The organism is Epilithonimonas caeni DSM 17710 (genome assembly GCF_000426465.1).
Lineage (GTDB): Bacteria > Bacteroidota > Bacteroidia > Flavobacteriales > Weeksellaceae > Epilithonimonas > Epilithonimonas caeni.
In genome coordinates this window covers 32601-52410 of the sequence record NZ_AUFK01000014.1, presented here as the reverse complement: position 1 = coordinate 52410, position 19810 = coordinate 32601, and the positions used below count along the sequence as shown (strand labels likewise).

The 19810-nt window shown below is 35.1% G+C and carries 16 protein-coding genes and 1 other RNA gene; 7 read left to right on the top strand and 10 right to left on the bottom strand.

Annotated elements, in window-relative coordinates:
• Window positions 1-12: 12 nt before the first annotated feature.
• The 9 genes from K319_RS0108385 to ssrA all read right to left on the bottom strand — a co-directional run bounded on the left by K319_RS0108385 (window position 13) and on the right by ssrA (window position 11551).
• Entirely contained in the window at window positions 13-1623 is a 1611-nt protein-coding gene (locus K319_RS0108385) for an Eco57I restriction-modification methylase domain-containing protein (RefSeq protein WP_027383258.1), read from the bottom strand.
• Window positions 1610-4594: an Eco57I restriction-modification methylase domain-containing protein gene (locus tag K319_RS0108380; protein WP_027383257.1), complete on the bottom strand. Its 2985-nt coding sequence runs from the start codon at window positions 4592-4594 to the stop codon at window positions 1610-1612. Before K319_RS0108380 ends, K319_RS0108385 begins: the two co-directional genes overlap by 14 nt.
• Window positions 4591-4890 (bottom strand): helix-turn-helix domain-containing protein, encoded by a 300-nt coding sequence (locus K319_RS0108375; protein ID WP_156907073.1) that lies wholly within the window; start codon window positions 4888-4890, stop codon window positions 4591-4593. The genes K319_RS0108380 and K319_RS0108375 overlap by 4 nt, the downstream gene beginning before the upstream one ends.
• A gap of 123 nt (window positions 4891-5013) precedes the next feature.
• A complete protein-coding gene (locus tag K319_RS0108370) occupies window positions 5014-5637 on the bottom strand; it encodes a DUF4468 domain-containing protein (RefSeq protein ID WP_027383255.1) in 624 nt (207 codons plus the stop codon).
• 1729 nt (window positions 5638-7366) lie between these two features.
• A complete protein-coding gene (locus K319_RS0108365; RefSeq protein WP_027383254.1) occupies window positions 7367-8488 on the bottom strand; it encodes a hypothetical protein in 1122 nt (373 codons plus the stop codon).
• A gap of 89 nt (window positions 8489-8577) precedes the next feature.
• Window positions 8578-8865 carry a helix-turn-helix domain-containing protein gene (locus K319_RS0108360; protein ID WP_027383253.1) on the bottom strand — a complete coding sequence of 96 codons (288 nt, stop codon included), beginning with the start codon at window positions 8863-8865 and terminating at the stop codon, window positions 8578-8580.
• 98 nt (window positions 8866-8963) lie between these two features.
• Window positions 8964-9596 carry a hypothetical protein gene (locus K319_RS0108355; RefSeq protein WP_027383252.1) on the bottom strand — a complete coding sequence of 211 codons (633 nt, stop codon included), beginning with the start codon at window positions 9594-9596 and terminating at the stop codon, window positions 8964-8966.
• A gap of 31 nt (window positions 9597-9627) precedes the next feature.
• Complete coding sequence (locus K319_RS0108350) at window positions 9628-10941, bottom strand: tyrosine-type recombinase/integrase (protein WP_027383251.1); 1314 nt, start codon at window positions 10939-10941, stop codon at window positions 9628-9630.
• A 210-nt stretch (window positions 10942-11151) separates the two neighbouring features.
• Window positions 11152-11551: a transfer-messenger RNA gene (ssrA, locus tag K319_RS21315) on the bottom strand.
• A 578-nt stretch (window positions 11552-12129) separates the two neighbouring features.
• Between ssrA and K319_RS20990 the strand changes: the two genes are divergently transcribed.
• The 5 genes from K319_RS20990 (at window position 12130) to K319_RS0108315 (ending at window position 17578) form a co-directional block, all read left to right on the top strand.
• Window positions 12130-12945, top strand: coding sequence for a carboxypeptidase-like regulatory domain-containing protein (locus tag K319_RS20990; RefSeq protein WP_051230537.1), 816 nt, complete (start codon window positions 12130-12132; stop codon window positions 12943-12945).
• A 380-nt stretch (window positions 12946-13325) separates the two neighbouring features.
• Entirely contained in the window at window positions 13326-14300 is a 975-nt protein-coding gene (locus tag K319_RS0108330) for a ribonucleotide-diphosphate reductase subunit beta (RefSeq protein WP_027383250.1), read from the top strand.
• Between the two features lie 233 nt (window positions 14301-14533).
• Complete coding sequence (locus K319_RS0108325) at window positions 14534-14782, top strand: hypothetical protein (protein WP_185092684.1); 249 nt, start codon at window positions 14534-14536, stop codon at window positions 14780-14782.
• Window positions 14783-14803: 21 nt separating this feature from the next.
• Window positions 14804-16486 carry a ribonucleoside-diphosphate reductase subunit alpha gene (locus K319_RS0108320; RefSeq protein WP_084403422.1) on the top strand — a complete coding sequence of 561 codons (1683 nt, stop codon included), beginning with the start codon at window positions 14804-14806 and terminating at the stop codon, window positions 16484-16486.
• A 204-nt stretch (window positions 16487-16690) separates the two neighbouring features.
• The gene (locus K319_RS0108315; RefSeq protein WP_027383247.1) at window positions 16691-17578 is read left to right on the top strand and encodes a DUF72 domain-containing protein; all 888 of its coding nucleotides are present in this window, start codon (window positions 16691-16693) and stop codon (window positions 17576-17578) included.
• A gap of 54 nt (window positions 17579-17632) precedes the next feature.
• Here the strand turns inward: K319_RS0108315 and K319_RS0108310 are convergent, their stop codons facing one another.
• Complete coding sequence (locus K319_RS0108310) at window positions 17633-17929, bottom strand: hypothetical protein (RefSeq protein ID WP_027383246.1); 297 nt, start codon at window positions 17927-17929, stop codon at window positions 17633-17635.
• A 77-nt stretch (window positions 17930-18006) separates the two neighbouring features.
• On the opposite strand from K319_RS0108310, the gene glyA reads away from it, so the two are divergent.
• Window positions 18007-19275: a serine hydroxymethyltransferase gene (gene glyA, locus K319_RS0108305; protein WP_027383245.1), complete on the top strand. Its 1269-nt coding sequence runs from the start codon at window positions 18007-18009 to the stop codon at window positions 19273-19275.
• 54 nt (window positions 19276-19329) lie between these two features.
• Window positions 19330-19794 carry a regulatory protein RecX gene (locus K319_RS0108300; RefSeq protein ID WP_027383244.1) on the top strand — a complete coding sequence of 155 codons (465 nt, stop codon included), beginning with the start codon at window positions 19330-19332 and terminating at the stop codon, window positions 19792-19794.
• The last annotated feature ends 16 nt before the right edge of the window (window positions 19795-19810 follow it).

The following is a 19810-nucleotide window of genomic DNA, read 5'->3' as shown; positions in this document are numbered from 1 at the left end:
TTAATTTACATTTTATTTTCCTCTATTTAACCTACGTTTTGACAACTTTCTCCAAATACTATGAGCCAAATCAATTTCTTTTTGTGTCAACCTATAATGCTGTTTTAAAATTACCTCATTTGTGATTTGTAATACCTCTTCAATATTTGTTTTGTTTCGTATCAATTCATCAATTTTTGACAATAGTTCTACATTGTTTTTGTGATATGGAAGTAATATGTTTTCGGCTTCATTGGGCATCAATTCTAATACGCCACCTCCGTGGCTTCGCCCTGAAACTTCCGCAAATGCTAATGAAAGCGAATTGTAATAACTTGCTGTTAATGCCTTAATGTCTGTTTCAGGCTTTACAAAGACACGGTGCATTGTGTCAGTAGTGTATGCTTCTGCTTCGTTTATGATTAACCTTGGATAAAGGTTATTTCTTCTTATAAATAAAGCATCCGAAACTTTTAAAGATGGCACTACAAACCAATCATTTCTTATCCTTGTTTTGTAACCTTTATGGATATTCAAACTTTCTCCGTGAGCAATGTAGTTTACTACTCCGTTTGCTTCATTTAGATTTTTTTTCTCAGGAAATGCCAATAAATGTGCTTTAGCTTTTGAGTATTTGTTTTTCTCCCAATCGTCTTTTGTAAAAATGACGCTATTTACTTGCACACTTCTTCCAACCATTGGTTTTGCATAATCTTGAAGTTTGTATTCTTCAACGGTTGTAAGCGGAACAGTAAAAAAATCGTTTGCTCCTGTTGTGATTCCCACCTCAACTTTTGCGTATTTTCCAAGTGTTGGAATATTCCTTTTTTTCGCAATGTTTTCTAAAAAATCGATTTCTTCTTGTTCCAAAAAATAGAAAGTCCATTTGTTAGACTTGAAGTCAATTTTCTTTTGAGGAGTTTTTAATCTTGTAGTGTCGAGGGTTTTCAGCTCGCTTGCATCTTTTAATTCGATGTGTTCTATATTGTGTTCGTTTGTCTCATTCTTTTCGCAGAGCAATAAAACAACTTCTTGCTGAATATCAGGAAATACTAATTTTTCAAACGAAATAATATTGATTTTGTTATAAAACTGTGCAATGAATTTTCGCAATTGCAAAGCAAAAGAAACCTGCAAAATTTCTGCTGGTAAAACAAATCCGATTTTCCCGCCTTTATCTTTTAACAATAGGGAAGAACCAACTACAAAGGACACCCAAGCATTAGTTAATTTGGAATATTTTAAACCTGCTCTAATAAAAATATCTCCAGCTTCCGCTTGCTGATTTCTGTCAAAAAATTGAAATCGGATGTAAGGCGGATTACCAACAATTAAATCAAATTGTTTTTCAGTGTTATTACAATAGTTATGAAAATCGTCGTTGATTACTTGCTTGTTTTTGAGTTTGATTTTATCGGCTTTTTTTGCTTCCGTTTCGTCAAACTCAATGGCTGTAATAGAATTGTATTCTGAGTTTAAATTGTTTAATTGTTCTAAAAAAACACCATCACCACAACTTGGTTCAAGTATATCAAAGTCAGTACTGCCATTAATTCCCCAACGCAGAATAAATTCGGCAATAGGTTCAGGTGTATAAAATCCACCCCTTAATTTTTCAGCTGTTGCGTTCTCAATTAGTTTCATACAAATCTTTGATTAAAGGGATTAATAAATCATCATCGCCTAAATCGTATAATTTGGCTAATAGCTTTTCTAAATTGGCTTTTTCCCTTGCAAATTGTCCTTGCAGTGGAACTAAATTCCTTTTGTTTCCTGAATTTGCATCTATTTGGTCATAAATTCCAATTAATTCTTTTTGAATTTCTACAATTTTATCGTGAAGTATTTTTTGTTTTGCGTCTGAAAAATCAATCTTTCTGATTGGCAGATTTTTCAGAACTTTTGTACCTCTTGCTATGTAACCACCTCTGAAAACTTCGCCATACAACGCACTGAACCACTCCAAATATTTAGAGTTGAGAATGGCTTGAATGTAGTAAATGGAATAATCGCAAGTTTTGGGTATAGCTATTATACAATATCCTGCTGTTCCTCCTGATGATACTATTGTTTTGCTCTTGTCTATAGGGTACTTTTCTCCTGTTGATAATACACCAACAACTATTTTTTCTTCGGCTTCCCAACTATCTAAATGTTGACTTCTTCCAAACTTAAACCAATCATCTTTATTGATTGGAGGACTTACATCTCTACTTTTTATTTCTTTTTCATAGTATTTGAAATAGTTGTGTGCTAATGGAAATTTATTACTAAGTTCTGTTTCAAGAATTACATCAACCTTTCCATTTTGCTTTTGATAAGGGAAAACGACAAAGGAATTTGGATTTAAAAAATTATAAGTATTGAATTTTTCTTTAAGTTTTTTACTGGAAGGCGTTTTGTAATATGGGCGAACAATGTCCTTTTCGATTTTCCATTTTTTACCCTTAATTTCAAAATAAACAAACGAATTATCTATTTTATCTGGCGATATTATGTAAAGTGGATTTTTACTGGTTTGGATTCCATTGGTAATATTTTTTTCTCCAAGTAAATTTTCAAGTGTGGAAGATTGTGAAATGATTTTCTTAAATATAGGCTTCAGTTCGCTTGGAATTAACACCCAAACTTCACTATCCAAGGTTTCTGTTTTTTGAATTTCGTATTTCACTGCATTTGGTTCACGAACCTTCCAACTCTTCAGACTTTTTACTTCTGTGTATTGGAAATTATTTTGCGGTGTTTTGCTTAAAATCAACAAACAAGTATATGTTGTTTTATCTGCAAAAATCTGATTTGCACCAAACGAAACAATAGAATGTAAATATCCTTTTGTTGAAAGTTCTTCTCTTAATTTTTTACCTGCGCCAACTTTTGTAAACTTACTTGGGACAATGTAACCCAAAATACCATCACTATTTAAAAGGTTTATTCCTTGTTCAAGGAATAAGAAGTATTTATCAAACTGCTTGTATGCTGAATTATAATTTGCTTTGTAAAGTGGAAATTCAAGGGGTGTAATGTTTTTCATATCCTCCGACTTCATATAAGGCGGATTGCCAACAATTACATCAAAACGAAGTTCTGAAAAATCAAACGGATTGATTTCGGATTGATTTTTCTTTTCAACTTGTGCTGGATTTAACAAGCTATTGCCAAAGAAAATATTGTTAGACAAATCAGGCAAAACGGGTTTGCTTGCATTTGTAGAAGACGTGTTTTCATCTTCTAATAATTTGAGCAATAAGCCAAATTTTGCAGCTTCTACTGCATTGAAATCCTTATCAACTCCATAAATACAATTCAATAACAGTTCTTTCTTTACTTTGAAAGGGAGTTTGTAAGTGTTAATATTTGTTTGAATAAGTTTTGTTTTGTCTGCTTTTAAATAGTAGTCAATTAAAATATCATTCAACAACTGAAAAAGTTCCAGTAAAAATGCTCCAGAACCGCAAGCGATATCTGCAAATTTGAGTTTCAGAATTTCTTTGTCGTTCTTATCATTACATTTTGGTAAAACCGTATTCCGCAAAATATCGTTGATGATAAATGTAGGCGTGGTTACAATATCTCTATCAATATTTTCAGGTTTCTTTATCAATTCAACTTTTCCGTCTTGAACAGTCAATTTTTCGGATAAGAAAATTTCATAAATGCTACCTAAGATGTCGGATGAAAATACACTAAATGAGTATGGGCTTTCTGGATAATACAATTGCTTAATAATTATCCAAAATGCAGAGCTAATATTTTCTACAATTTTATCTTTAAGTAACTGGTCAAACAAACCTGAATTATATCTTTTGTCAGCTTGTTCAAATTTTTTGATGAGTGCGTTGAAATCACTTGCATTAGCAAACTTTAGAAGCGTTTGGTAGTCTTCTAAATTTCGGTCTTCACAAACCCGCAAAAACAAAATTCTGTTCAAATAACTTTGTACAATATCGTTTAAATTATGTTCATTTATTTTTGGGTCGTGCTTGTAAATTTCACTACCTAATAATTTCCTCCACTCGTTGAATTGTTGCAGGAAAAGTGTATCAATTGAATGCTGATTTAGTTTGGTTTCAATGGTTTGCCATTCAGTATCAAACGTACCTGTGTAAACCGCATCTTTACCTAATAACTTTATGATTTCCTCAAACTTACTTTCGTATTCGGTGTAATGATACTTTTTTATTAATGCCTTAGTGTAATTGTCAGTTTCATCAACTTTTACAGAAGTGTCATAAATGATGAGGTGTTCAAAATTTGATAAAACTGAAATTTTAAGTTTGGCTGTAAAGCCATAACGTCTTACTTGTTTTGCTGTGTCATTATTCGTTTCTATTGCTACACAAGGTTTTTTAGCCTCTAAAAAGAACTTTCTTTCTGAGAATAACCTAAATGAGTAATCAGGTTTTTTTGAATGTTCGGAAGCATTTTCTTTTAATGCTTCTTCTAAAATTACCTCTCTTTCGTTGGTTGATTTTCCTGCATTGTTTTTTATGTCCCAGCCAAGCAGTTCAAAAAATGGGTCTAAGAAATCACTACGTAGAAGCGTTTCATTATATTTAGGAGTAAGATAATATTCCCTTTGTAACTCGTACTTTTGAATAAGTTCTTTTATGTTCATTTGGTTTTATTAGCTTTTAAATATTTAACTCTTTTTTCAGCCACTTTTAAAGCTTTTTCTCCCATATCTTCATCCTGAATCTCATAAAGAATTTTATCGCTCAGAAATAAAATCATCAAGGTGTCTGGATTTTCATTATAAATATTAGCGAACTTATTTACAAGTTCTTTATTCAATTTACGTTCTCCTCTTTCTAATTTACTTAGTATAGCAACATCAATATCTAACTCTTCTGCTACTACACGCAAGGGGAGTTTATTTTGCTCCCTTAACTCTCTTAATCTTTCTGCTACCATCTTATTGTTTTGACAATATTTGTCAAATGTAATCATTTAAACGAAATTCGACCAACAATTAATTTAGGAAATAAAAAAGGTCGGTTTTAAAACCGACCCTACGCTTTTACAACGAACTGTATTTTACCAGTCATTCTGCTTTGCAGCGGCATTTTTGTTGTAGATGTAATCGTACAAGTCTTTGCTGAGGTCATTGAAATAGCCTGCAATTTGAGTAATATTATTGGCATACATCTTTCGTACTTCGCCGTCCTTTTTGAAATGTGTCCAGCTGTCTTTATAATCTACTTTGTCCCAACGTCTGATGCCACTTGCTCCAGTAACGTGATAATTTTCTAATCCAAGAACGGCAAACTTATATTTCCCGTCCTTAAATGAAACCTCAACTTCGTAGCGTATATCATCACAGAAGCTCATAAGGTTAGTCCAGCAGTATTTATCCTTGCTCACGCCCTGAAAACGGATGTAATCGTTTTCTACCTGTGCCTTGATAACCTCGCTTGGCTTGTTATAGGTCTTGTTAATCCATTCCATAGCTTTATTGTAAAGCTCCTCTTTGGTCTTGCCCTCGCAGCCCACTACAATAAAGTCAGTTAAACCTTTGTCTTTTGTGATTGAAAATTGAGTAGCAGGTTGTCCGCTTTGGTTTGGTGGAGGGCTTTGCGTTGAGGTTGCATCCTGTGCAGAGACATTTGTAAAAATAGTTGTGGCGAACATTGCGCTGAGCAAATAAATTTTAGCGTTCATAAATATTGATTTTAAGCGTTATTATTTCAGATTTAGTTGTGATGTTTGATTTTTGATTTAAAATGGAATTTCGAGCCGTTTACTGGCTTATATGCAAATGAAAGCATACTGCAAGAAAGTTCCTTACGGAAATCCGCATATAGAAATAAGAAAATCGAGTAAAATACTTTTCTTCATTTCAAAAAGATATTCTACCAGTCCCAAATAGAAAAGCTAAAGTTTAGATGTAAAAAAGCGGGGACTACTACTTAATTTACTGAAAGAGGCTCTGGTAAGCCGTACAACATAAACAAGAATAGCCCCGCCATAGGAGGGGCATCAAACTGTTTATCCTGTGTTGTTTAAAATTTACCAGATTTCTTTCAACAGAATAAAAGCAGACGCTTTTTTTTCGTAAAAATTTATGTTCCAAATTTAGCGTTTTTTAAAATGCTGCAAAGAATCCCCACAATATTTTGCAAAAACAGGCTTTTCGTGATGCGAAAACATAGGTTAAAATTTGCAGTTCTTGTTAAGGTGATTGACTATAGTAAAATTTTTTAACCGATTAATCGCAGATGATTGCGCTTAAAACCTTTATTTATAATCCTTTCAGAGCTTTTTTATCGCCTAAAATAAGTTTAACTAAAATTCGCTTGTTTTTACCCCTTTTCACTCTGCAAAAGGCTGCTTGTCGCTATTTTCAATATTTACCTGTGATAAGTAAGCAAACACCGATAAACAGGTTGTTTAACATTTTGCTAATTTATAGGATTTGAACAGTGCCTATTAGTGAACAGCACGGTTTAGGCTATTTTGTAAATATTTTACGTGTGGAAAAACTATATTTTATTTAATGGCAAGCACAAAAAAAACGTTTAAAAATTGCCGCTTTTTAACAGCTCCTTTGTAAAGCATCTATTGATGTAAAGCATAAAACTTTATGTAATAGAAGCTCAAAGCACTATGGGTAATGGCTTTTATCTATTTCAAAGGATGCTTTACCCTTTACATTTTTTAGCTCCTTTTGCGCCGCCTAAAAGAGTATTTTCTCTACGTGTAAATATCACTGTTTTATTTAACCACAGCACCTAAAAAACATTATTTTTTCATAGTAATATTGTTTAGTACCTATTGTTGTATGGCAGGGGGCTTGGCAAATAAGGAGCTAAAAGGACGATGGGTGCAGGTTTTTTCGTTTTTTAAAGGGCGCTAAACACTCCGCCCGTTTTCCGTTCGCTTTTCGCTCTAAAAAGTTGCTATACGGAAAGCTCTGTTTTATTCGACAGCAACCCTTAAAAATGGCTAAAATTTGTACGCTTTTATAGGGCTTTTTGTATCGAACTTATTACTTGTACTGATGTCTTTTCATCTCGTTAGCAGCTTAAAGAACGATAAATAAAAGCTTTTTGGCTTTTAGAGCGTGCGCTATACTTTTGCTGCTTTTTTAAGAGTTTATTACCTCAACTGGTTATAGCTTGTTAGTATAGAGTAGTAAGCAGCCGAAGAGGCTATGCAAACTCACTAAGAGGCAGCGAGCTGCACCGTCTATCCCGTTGCCCTGTCTGTATTTTTTACACTTGCTACTTGCTGGCTTAATAGTCTTTTGAGCTTTACAGTCTCTGTTTATGGGCTATTGCGGTCTGTGGAGCGCAGGGCGGCTGCTTTGTTAAAAGCCCTTTTTATTTTCACGTGCAATATTCTTGTGAATTTGACCCCATAACCGCTATTGTTATGCCAATAACAGAGCTTATGTAGGAGGTACGGAAGTAGGTAAGTGACCTGGGTTCTTATAGCCTAAATATTGTTGAGGTGGTGCATATTCCAAGTTTATCATTGAAGCGGCTGCGCTGCTGACTTGTCTTTTTTTCGTATTTATGAAGGTTGGCTGTGTGGAATTTGCACCACTTTGTAACTGCACAAGTTTATCAATAATTTGTAACTTAATTTGATGGTGCAGATTATTTTTTCCAATAAGTATTTTGTAATATTTTTCTTTATAACGATTAAACTTATTCCTGCTGCTATTATTTTCCAAATCGTTCCAGTATTCAATATTATTTGCGTCTTTGACGAATTGCAATTCATTAGGCGTTAAACCTGCTAAATCAGGGTTTAAATTTAAAATTAAAACACTTTCCCATTGCTTAATTAGTTCTTGCATTAAGCGGGAGTAATTTTCGATTGTCAGTAAATCATTAATATACTTAATTCCAAGTTTATTAATATAGCTGGATTGCTTGCTTTTTACTTCAAAGCGGAAAGTATTAATATCAATTTCAAACGCTTTTAATTTCTCGTGGCAATGAATGCCTTTTGCATAGCATTTTATTTTTTTGTAATTAGAATTTGTCGCTTTAGAGTATTTATGTTTTGAGTCGGGAATAATAAATTTAGTCTTACTGGAGTATAGCAGACCATTAATAAAATTTTTTACACACATATTTAAAATTAGGTTTAACCCAAACTCAATATTAATAACGCTTAACTCTTCATATTCGGTTTCTTTTATTCCGATTAAATTAAGTATTTGTTTTAGTGTCTTAATGCACTCTATGGGTCTAAAATCTTTACCATTGTGCTTGTAACGGTTGTAATGATAATGAGGAAATAGATTAATTTCTACGTGATGGTAGCCTATAACTTTTCCATTTTCCACTGACTTGCGAAAATCAAAGCGCAATTTTGTACCAATTTTTTTATGACAAACGCTATAATAGTAATTGCTTAGAGGTTTGCACACTACAAAATCAGGATGATTTAGCAAGCGGTTTATTATGTGCTGGCAAAGTGTAATTTGTTTAATGTGGTCTAACATTATTGCGTAAAATTTGCCAAGTGTGATAGTTGCCTCTATTACATATTTGAACATTAAGGGACTGCATTTGCAATCCCTTTTTATTTTCACAACTTGACGATTAGATTAGACTATTGTTTTGTAGAGCTGATAAATTGACGAGCTTAAAGAAGCTTGTTTTTGTTAATGTACTCGTCAATTTCGGAACGTTTGAAATAAATGCGGTTACCCATTTGGTACGCAGTGAGCGTACCCTCTTTGCGCCAGCGGTGTAGGGTGCTTAAATCAATCTGCAACAGTTCGCAGACTTCGGAACGGGTGAGGTATTGAGTAGGTTCTTTGGGTTGGAAATCCTTTGCGAGCTGCTCTCTTAATTCGGGGATTAGAGCATTTTTAATTTCGCTTACTAAATCTGTGGGCGAAGTGCCAATAAATTGAATCTGCGTGTCCATAATTGTATTGTTTAATTATGGGACAAAAATATTTGGATACGTAAATGAGGGAGTGCAAAAGTACTCCCATTTCGCTCCCGTCAATAATTCATAGGGTCTTATTTAGTGTTATTGATGAGGTCTTTCATTTCGTCTAAATACTGGTAAGCAGTATATTTTTCGATTTGATATTTAGGGCTTTTTGAGATTAAATTTAGTCGGTTTTTATAAACAAATTCTTTGGGGTCTGCATCCAATAGCAAGCCTATTATTTCATTTTGTTTTGTTGGAGTAAGTGATTTCATTATTGGAGTTTCAAATATTCCTAACTCAAATAATAGAGCAATTTTTTTTGAATTTGAGAGTGTTATTTTAATTTTTTTCTTAGGTGCATCTTGTTCGGGTAATTTTAAAATCTCCTCATCCAAGAATGTGAAAATATGAAATATTTCATCCATCATTTTGTCTGTTATCTCATAGGCATTTTCATAAGTGATAGCAAATTCTTTTATGATTAATTGCAGAAAAAAGTTTTCCAACCTTTCTTTATTAAATGTTGATTCGATGAAACTTTTTTTCTCCTGCTGATTATCTTTACCCAAAGGAAAGGAATTGAAAATGAAACGATATTTTTCTGAAAGAATTGAATAGTAATCTCGGATTGATATAGCTTGATTTTCTTTTAATACTCTAAAATCATTTAGATAGTAAGTTTTGAAATCTTTATATGTACAGTAAATGGTAATTTCCATATTTGAGGATATTATTTTAGATGAAAATTAATTATACAATATTTAAAAAACTCTCCATTCTTTCTGCTACTCGTCTTGCCTTATCTATTTTTTCGGTTTTATTGTAGAGATTTACCATATCATCTGTTTTATGACCTGTTTGCGTTTTGATATTCTCTTTTCCAAGCACTTCAATAAAATTAGTAACAAATGAACGTCTGAAAATATGAGTTGTAACAAGTTCCCATTTTTCGTATTCTTTAGTTATTTTTTTACCTCGTTCGCCTTGCTCTTTATCTTTCCTTCCTCCTGTCATCTTTTGTGTTAAGCCTGCAATTTTGCATACCTCTTTAATATATAGGTTTAATTTTACGTCAGAAATTTTACGGGGAAATTGCCCGTCTCTTTTTTCTAAAACCTTTAATACTTCTGAATGCAGGTAAATATATTCCTCCGAATCGTGTGTTTGGTTTTGAATTTTCTTTTGACGGAATTTTAAAATATTTTCATCAATAATATTTTTTGCATCAAAATTTAATAAGTCCGATACCCTTGCTCCCGTGTAAAATCCGATAATTAACCAATCTTTTGCATTCTCTAAGTAGTCGTGAGGATATATAGTGGATTGTATTTGTTTTAATTCTGCAAAGGATAAAATTGGCGGGGCATAGCTTTGTCGGACTTTCATAAACTCCCAATGTAAGACCTCGCTATTAACATCAACTTTCTTTTTGGAGGCGAAGCTACAAATGGTTTTAATGTACTTTAAGTCTTTTATAATTGTACTTGCGCTAAATTTTTCCTTTTGCATCCATTCCGTTAAATCGTCTCGGAAATCATCGCCAATATCTTTTACAGAAAGTTTCTTGTCAAATGATACAATGCGGTTTTTAATGGTTATTAATTTTTTACGTGTAGCTTCGGTAATAGGATCTTGTTTGCCCTCTATTCGTTTGCTTTTTTCTTTGATATAATAATCTATAAAATCTGCAAGGTTAATAGGTATTGATGATTTTGCTGCTTTGGGCTGCTCCTCCTTTTCGGGCAGAAACTTTGTGTTATAAAAATCCTTAATCTCGTCTTTTGTTGCATTGGGATTATTTGTTAGAAATATAGAAACTTCGGATTTTAATAATGCAAGATTGCTGTTCAGTAATGCAATTTCAGTATTGAAATTTCTCTCCAAAGCTGTTTTTGGGGTTTTCTTAGCTCTGCTTATACAATATTCGTTTTTCTCATCCCAGTTCTCAGGATTAATCGAATACGGTGTTTTGAGTGTGACTTCAAATTCTCTTCCTTTGTTGTAGCGAAAGTAAATTGTTGAATTTGTCCCTGTTTTTATACGGATAAAAAACTTCTTTGCCATTGTATTGATATTTGAACAATCCAAAGGTAAATAAAATGTTGGTACAATTTGTGTCTGTACCAACACTTGTACCAACAATTTTGCAATTATTTACAATTTGATACAATGAAAAACCATTGCTTTGTTTGTGGTTAATTGCTTTTAATAAAGGTTTTTGAATGTATTTTCCAATAAAAAAGGCACTTCGTTAAAAGTGCCTAATTGTGTATAAAGTGGAGTTGGAGGGATTCGAACCCTCGTCCAAACAAGCAATACGCAAGCTTTCTACATGCTTATTTTGCTGTTGATTTTCGAGCTCAGGCAGAGAGCAAACACCCAACCTAAACCTTAACTTCTGAAATTTTCGAGTTTTGGTCAAAGCACCCAAAACCTTATTCCTGCATTCCTATATCCCAGGATCAAACGCCGCAGAACAGAGCATTTGTGGGACATCTTGCTTCCTTACTATCTTCGGGAAACGCTTGAATCTACTAAACTTCGATTATTAAGCTGCAAGAGCGAACTCTTCGTTGCCAGTTAAAATGTTGTAGCAAGGGATTTAAGAGATCGCGCTACGGTTCTCTGCATGCTTACTTACCCATTGGCCTTGCTGTCGAAACCAGTCAACCCCGTTTTTTAAATAAGACTACAAATTTACAAATAAAACAGCCAACTAACAACTATTTACCAAAAAACCAAATTTGGGCGTGCCCCTCGCAGCCGCTTGCCATCCTGAGCCTGTCGAAGGGCTACAGCTCGGGTCGGGCTGTCCGCTCCAATCTTTTTGTTTTGTCATGCTGAGGTTCTCGAAGCACGTTTCAACAAAGACAAAAAGGATTTCCACTACCATCCCTCACGCGCTTCGCAAAAAACAAACTTTGTTAACAATTAGAAATTTTCCCCTTCAAAACAAATTAGCTCAAAAATAAAATCAGCATAATCCGCCAAATCAGCGAGTAATAAAAAGATCGATGAACAAAACGCCCTTGCAAAGCTTAAATAATCTCGATAATGATAAAAAACCTTGCGCCCTTTTTGTTTAAAACTGCAACAAGCAAAATCATTCTCAAAATAATTTTAACAAAACCAAAACTTCCAAATTCTAAAAAAGTCACAAAACTGGTTAAAGTCGGTTAAACTATCTCTCCCAAAATCCTTTCGGTACAATATCAGAGCTGATTAAAGCTAATTTTGTACAAACTTAATTGCGTGAAAATTAAATTATTATTTCTCCTTATCACATTTATTTCCATAAAGACTTTCTCACAGTCAGATTATGTCCTGGGGAACATTGCCAACGAAAGTGGGGATAAACTACCAGGTGCGAGCATTTACAATCTGCGAACCGACCAGGTTGTAGTGTCTGATAAGATGGGAAACTTTGCCATCCCGGCAAAACCTTTCGATGAGCTGAGAATCGTAAGGCAAGGCTATGAAAGGAAACTGATTTCGTTAACGCCGGATAATTTTTCAAAAAATCTGGAAGTCAAACTAACGACCATTCCACAAGAGATCGAAGAAGTCAAGCTCAGTTTCAAACCAACCGGAATCCTGAAGAAGGATGTCACAAGACTTAATCCGCCTCCGAAAATTGTGGCACTCAACAGTGCCATGAGTCTTTATATGAAGACGCCGCTTACTGAAGTGGAAGCAAGAGCCACAACGCCTTCCGCTTTCAAACAGCCCGATTTTGCAGCAGGACAACTGAATCTGATGAAATTGGCAGGAGCGATCAGCGGTTTGGTCGGAAAAGCAACATCATCTCCGAAAACCACAGCGGACTATACAGAAACCCAGGAATTCTACAAACGTGTAAAATCAGTTATCGATTTAGATTATTACACCAAATATGGTTTGGACGAGTACGACTTCGATATTTTTCTGGCTTACGCAGATCAAGCCCACGACCTCGCAAAGAACTACCGAAAGAATTTTAACAGGGCGGCTATAGAATTCAAGCTCAAAGAAGCCTTCGCCGAATATATCAAGACCCACAATTTCTCCAAGAAACAAGCAGAAGGTTAAAAATTTCAATCATTTTGCGCCCGTTGTAGATAAAACTAATATTGAGGTTTTACGTTGTTTAGTTGATTTTGGTTTTTATTAAAGGTTTTTATGGTAGGTGTTTAAATTGAATAGTGCCAATTAATAGCTTTGCATAAAGGTAAATTCTCCTAAAATCCCTATTCATAGAGCTTTTAACATAATGTGGAAAACTTTTACAGATGATTGTCAGTTTTTTGCCTTTTTTCCACCTTTTGCCCTTTCATTTTTAGACATCAATCTCTACTTTTGTGTTACCGCTTTGGAGAAAAAATGTAATTCCGTTACACACTAAAAAATAGCAGATTACACCTTTTTCCTCTTTACAAAATAAATTTAATAATTGATTAAAACTGCTGATAATGGGAATTTTTGATAAGAGAGTTAGCTATAAACCTTTTGAGTATCCGGAAGTTCTACAATTCGTAGAAGCCATCAACAAATCCTTTTGGGTGCATTCTGAAGTGGATTTCACTGCAGATGTTCAGGATTTTCATTCGCAGTTGGAGCCTCATGAGAAAAATGCAGTGAAGAATGCTTTGTTGGCCATTGCACAGATCGAAGTGAATGTAAAAACATTCTGGGGAAACCTTTATCAGCACCTTCCAAAACCAGAATTGAACGGTTTGGGCGCCACTTTCGCAGAATGCGAATTCCGTCATTCCGAAGCTTATTCCAGATTGTTGGAAGTTTTAGGATATAATGATGAGTTCTTGGAAGTTGTTAAAATACCGGCGGTAAAAAACAGGATAGAATATCTTGGAAAAGCGCTTCAACACGCTAATTCCAACGATCCAAAGGCTTATATGTCAGCTTTGTTGTTGTTCAGCATTTTGGTGGAGAACGTTTCACTTTTCAGTCAGTTTGCGATCATCTTATCATTCACGCGATTCAAAGGCTATATGAAAAACGTTTCCAATATCATTGCCTGGACTTCTGTTGATGAGCAGATCCATGCCAACGGAGGGATTTATCTGATCAATAAGATTCGTGAAGAACAACCGGATTTATTGAATGATGCTGATATCGAAGCGATTTATGATTTGGTAGATGAGTCGATTGAAATGGAAGGCCATATCTTGGATTGGATTTTCGAGCAAGGTGAATTGGAGAAATTCTCAAAAAAGAACCTTCTTGATTTTATGAAATACAGAGTAGATGACTCTTTGAAGAAAATCGGGATGAAGACCAGATACAACGTAACGCCGGAAGATTACAAACCGATGGTTTGGTTCGAGGAGGAAGTTTTTGCCAACTCTATGGATGATTTCTTTGCGAAACGTCCGGTAGATTATACAAAACACGACAAGTCTATCACAGCGAACGATTTGTTTTAAAAAAGTAATCAAATTACCCTTCCCTGAAGGAGGTGGTTTACAAGAAGATATATTGTTATTCCAAGCAATGACAAATGAAATTATAAAGTGAATATCACTTTAAGAAAAAAGAAAATTTTAAGAAATAGTTTACAGATTCTTGGAGTTTTCTTTTTTATGTGATAAAGCCAAATATTAGTCTGAGTCGCTTTGGTTTTATTTAAATGTTAGTCATCAGCTAAATTTAAATCAATATGAACTCAGAGATTATTTCAGAAATTGAACACAACCAGTCAGACAATTTCCATCCCGGAGAATACATTTATATGGGAATGGGTTTGACGAAAGGACATAGGGTGTGTATGTCCGTAGCCTACAAAATTGACTATTGCATCAAAAAAGCAAAGCAGTTTGAAGAGATTAATAATGATGTGACCTTTACACACATCAACAAAGTAAAAGTAGGAGAATTGGAAAGGAGTAAGAAGATACTCTTGAACTAATTCCGTAAATTTAAAAGGAAAATTAGCAAGCAAAATATTAAAGTTATGATGGACGAAAACATAGATATCTGGTGGCTCAATGAAGAGTCTGAGCAAATGCTTAACAGAGGTTACCTTCTGAAAGGGGAAACTGTAGAAGGCGCAATCGACAGGATTACAACTGCAGCAGCAAAACGTCTTTACAAACCGGAACTGCAACCGGCTTTCAAAGAGATGATTGTAAAAGGCTGGATCAGTTTTTCTTCTCCGGTGTGGGCTAATATGGGAACACAGCGCGGTTTGCCGATATCTTGTTTCAACGTTCATATTCCGGATAATATCGAAGGCATTACCCACAAATTGGGTGAAGTGATTATGCAGACGAAAATCGGTGGAGGAACTTCCGGATATTTCGGGGAATTGAGAAATAGAGGAACAGCGGTTACAGATAACGGAAAGTCTTCCGGAGCAGTTTCTTTTATGAAATTGTACGATACAGCGATGGATGTTGTTTCCCAGGGTGGTGTGAGACGAGGTGCTTTTGCGGCTTATCTTGACATCGACCACGGAGATATTGAAGAGTTCTTGAGCATCAAAGATATCGGAAGTCCCATTCAAAACTTGTTCACAGGTGTTTGCGTTCCGGATTACTGGATGCAGGATATGATCGATGGCGATGTTGAGAAGAGAAAAATCTGGGCAAGAGTCTTGGAAAGCCGTCAACAAAAAGGTTTGCCATATATTTTCTTCACAGATAACGTGAACAGAAACAAACCTCAGGTTTATAAAGATGCCGGATTGATGGTGAACGCAAGTAATCTTTGTTCAGAGATCATGTTGCCTTCAACGGCTAACGAATCTTTCATCTGCTGTCTATCTTCTATGAACCTTGAATTGTATGATGAGTGGAAAGATACAAACGCTGTGAAATTGGCAATCTATTTCCTAGACGCAGTTTTATCAGAATTCATTGAAAAAACTGAAGGGAACTATTACCTGACTTCAGCAAGAAACTTTGCAATGCGCCACAGAGCTTTAGGTTTAGGCGTTTTAGGATACCACTCTTATCTTCAGAAAAATATGATTCCGTTTGAGAGTTTTGAAGCAACCCAGTTCAATGCAAGAGCTTTCCGTCACATCAAAGAACAGTCTGAGATTGCTTCCAAAGAGTTGGCAAACATCTATGGTGAACCAGATATGCTGAAAGGTTATGGGCTAAGAAATACAACAACGATGGCAATCGCACCAACCACTTCAAGTTCTGCGATTTTAGGACAAACTTCTCCTGGAATCGAGCCCTTCGCTTCCAACTATTACAAAGCGGGTCTGGCAAAAGGAAACTTTATGCGTAAGAACAAATATCTTGCTAAATTGTTAGACGAAAAAGGTCTTGACAACGAAGAAACATGGAGAACGATTATGTTGAACCATGGTTCTGTTCAGCATCTTGAAGGGTTGTCAGCCGAAGAAAAAGCGGTATTTAAAACGTTCAGAGAGATCTCCCCGATGGAGATTGTTTCTCAGGCTGCTCAGAGACAGCAATATATTGACCAGGCACAATCGCTTAACTTGCAAATTCCTTCCACAATGCCAGTAAAAGACGTAAATTACGTAATGATAGAGGCTTGGAAAAAAGGCGTGAAAACATTGTATTACCAAAGAAGTTCTTCGGTTTCCAAAGAATTGATGGTCAACTTTGTGACTTGTTCGGCTTGTGAAGCGTAGACAATAATTAAAAATTAACAATTGATAATTAAAAACCATCTTGTTGTAAAAACGAGGTGGTTTTTTGTTTGAGTTTCTTTGCTAAGTTTACGGCTTTGCGAACTTAAAAGCATTCTGTTAATCAAAAAAATCTTTGCGGACTTTGCGTTTAAAATCATCAAACTTTACTTAACTTTAAGCCTCGAACTTTAAATTTTAATTCTAATGAAATTCGGACAAGTTGCTGACCCGTCGAAAATCGATTTTACTTTGCCAAAAGACCATCCTCAAACCAAATTCATTCTCGAGAAGAATAAAAAAGGTTTGAATAATATCTCCATCGGTTGCGCAAAGTGGAACAAGACCGATCTCAAAGGTTTTTATCCGAAAGGAACAAAAGACGAGTTAACATACTATGCTACTCAACTTAATTCGATTGAGTTGAACGCGACTTTCTACGGTATGCCGACAGCAGAACAAGTTCAGACGTGGAAAGAAAAGACACCAAAGGATTTCAAATTCTTTCCGAAGATTACTAACACCGTTTCACACTTCCGCAGATTGTTGAATGTTACCGATGTCGTTACACAATTTGCTTCGGCCGTTCTTAATTTTGACGAGAAATTGGGAATGGTTTTTCTTCAGCTTCACGATAATTTCAAACCGAAAGATTATGAACGATTGGAAAAATTTGTACAGGATTGGCCAAAAGAAGTTCCGTTAGCAATTGAATTGAGAAATACGGAATGGTTCACCGACGAAGAAGTATTCAATACCGTTTGTGAATTATTTGAAATGAATCAAATCACCAACATCATTGTAGATACAGCCGGGCGACGTGACATGCTTCACATGCGGCTTACAACGCCTCATGCTTTTATACGTTATGTTGGAGCCAATGCAGAAAGCGATTATGCAAGACTGGACGACTGGCTGGAAAGAATCAAGATCTGGAAAAAAGAAGGGCTGCAGAATCTTTATTTTTTCGTTCATCAGAATGTTGAAAAAGCATCGCCGTTATTATCAGCTTATTTTATTGAGAATGTGAATAAAGAATTCGGGACAGATATCCATATTCCCACAATGGCTTCTGAGCAACCGACTTTGTTTTGAAAATTAAATTCCCTTTCTGAAAAGGGAATTTTTATTTAAGTCAATATAATATATTTAAGCCAGAAACTTAAGTTCCTTATCTTTGAACTTATTGTTTTCAACTAGCTTATTCATTGCTTTCATCATTTTTTTTCGGAGTTTGGCCAAAATACGGACGTTCTTATCATCACTATAGTCGAAGATATCATCCTCGAAAGAAAATACATCACCTTTTTTGAACTTGATATTATTCTCTTTCATTTCCTTAAGAAGCATCAGGTTGGTCATTACTCTCAGGGAGGCACTTTCTGCGGCTTCCATATATTTCAGAGATTTTAGAAGTTCTTTTTTATACTTTTTCTTTGATTTCATTTTGAATAAGGTTAATCAATGAAAGGTATGAAAATTTCTTTAGAATTTCTTACTTTTGGGAAAAATAAATCTAAGAAATGCAAGACCCGATTTTCGAACTAATTGAAAAAGAAAGACAAAGACAAACACATGGCATTGAACTGATCGCTTCGGAAAATTTTGTTTCCGAAAACGTGATGAAAGCAATGGGAAGTGTGCTGACCAATAAATATGCGGAAGGTTATCCCGGACGTAGATATTACGGCGGATGTGAAGTTGTAGATGAAGTAGAGCAACTGGCGATCGACAGAGCAAAAGAATTGTTTGGTGTAGATTATGTGAATGTTCAGCCACATTCTGGTTCTCAGGCGAATGCTGCAATCTATCTTTCTGTTCTTAAACCTGGCGATAAAGTGATGGGGATGGATTTATCTATGGGGGGGCATCTCACACACGGTTCGGCGGTTAATTTCTCAGGCATTCAATATCAGGTTTGTTCTTATGGTGTTCAAAAAGAAACAGGTCTTATAGATTATGACCAAATGAGAGAAGTGGCACTCAGAGAAAAACCAAAGATGCTGATCGCGGGATTTTCTGCTTATTCCAGGGATTTGGACTATGCTAAATTCAGAGAAGTTGCGGATGAGATTGGAGCAACGCTCTGGGCGGATATTGCACATCCAGCTGGTTTGGTTGCAAAAAGCCTTTTAAATAATCCATTCGAACATTGCCACGTTGTGACGACGACGACTCACAAAACGTTGAGAGGCCCAAGAGGTGGAATGATTATGATGGGCAAGGATTTCGAAAATACTTACGGACATAAAACGCCGAAAGGCGAAACTAAATTAATGAGTGCTGTATTGGATGGTGCTGTTTTTCCAGGAATCCAGGGAGGCCCATTGGAACACGTGATTGGTGCGAAAGCAGTTGCATTTGCAGAGGCCATTGACCCTAAATTCGAAGTTTATGCAAAACAAGTAAAGGCGAATGCTCAGGCTTTAGCAAAATCGATGGTAGACTTAGGCTTCGAAATCGTGAGCGGAGGAACGGATAATCACTTAATGCTGATCGACCTTAGAAATAAGAATGTAAACGGAAAAGAAACCGAGAAAGCTTTGGTAAAAGCAGATATTACCTGTAACAAAAACATGGTTCCTTTTGATGACAAATCGCCATTTACAACTTCTGGGATTCGTCTTGGAACTGCAGCAATCACGACAAGGGGTCTTAAAGAAAACGATATGGCAACAATTGCTGGTTTGATTTCTGAAGTGGTTGATAATATCAAGAACGAAGAGGTTTTATCTTCTGTTAGAACGAAAGTAAATGAATTGATGGAAGGTCATGAGCTTTTCAATTATTAAAAAAACAATTCTGAATTTTAAAAAAGAATGAGCATCTTTGCTCATTCTTTTTTTATGGAAAAAAAATCATTGACTTTCGATGAAATTAAACTGAAGCTAGTAAACTATTGTGTTTATCAGGACAGATGTCATTCTGAAGTGGAACAGAAAATGAGAGAGTTTCTTTTGATACCGGAAGCTAAGGATGAGATTTTTCTTTATTTAATGAAGGAAAATTATCTTAATGAAGAGCGTTTTACCAGAAGTTATATCCGGGGAAAGTTCTATATCAAACACTGGGGAAGGAATAAGATCAGACTCAATCTTAAGCAAAAAGGAATTGCGGATAAATTGATTTCCAAATGTATGGACGAAATCGATGATAATGATTATGAAAAAGCTTTAAATAAGATCTATCAAGATTATTTTTCCAAACAAAAAGAGGCGAAAGAATATCAGAGAAAGAACAAAACGATAAAGTACTTATTGTCCAAAGGCTTTGAGTATGACTTGATTTGCGAGATTTTACAGAATGAGTGAAAATCAACGTTAAATT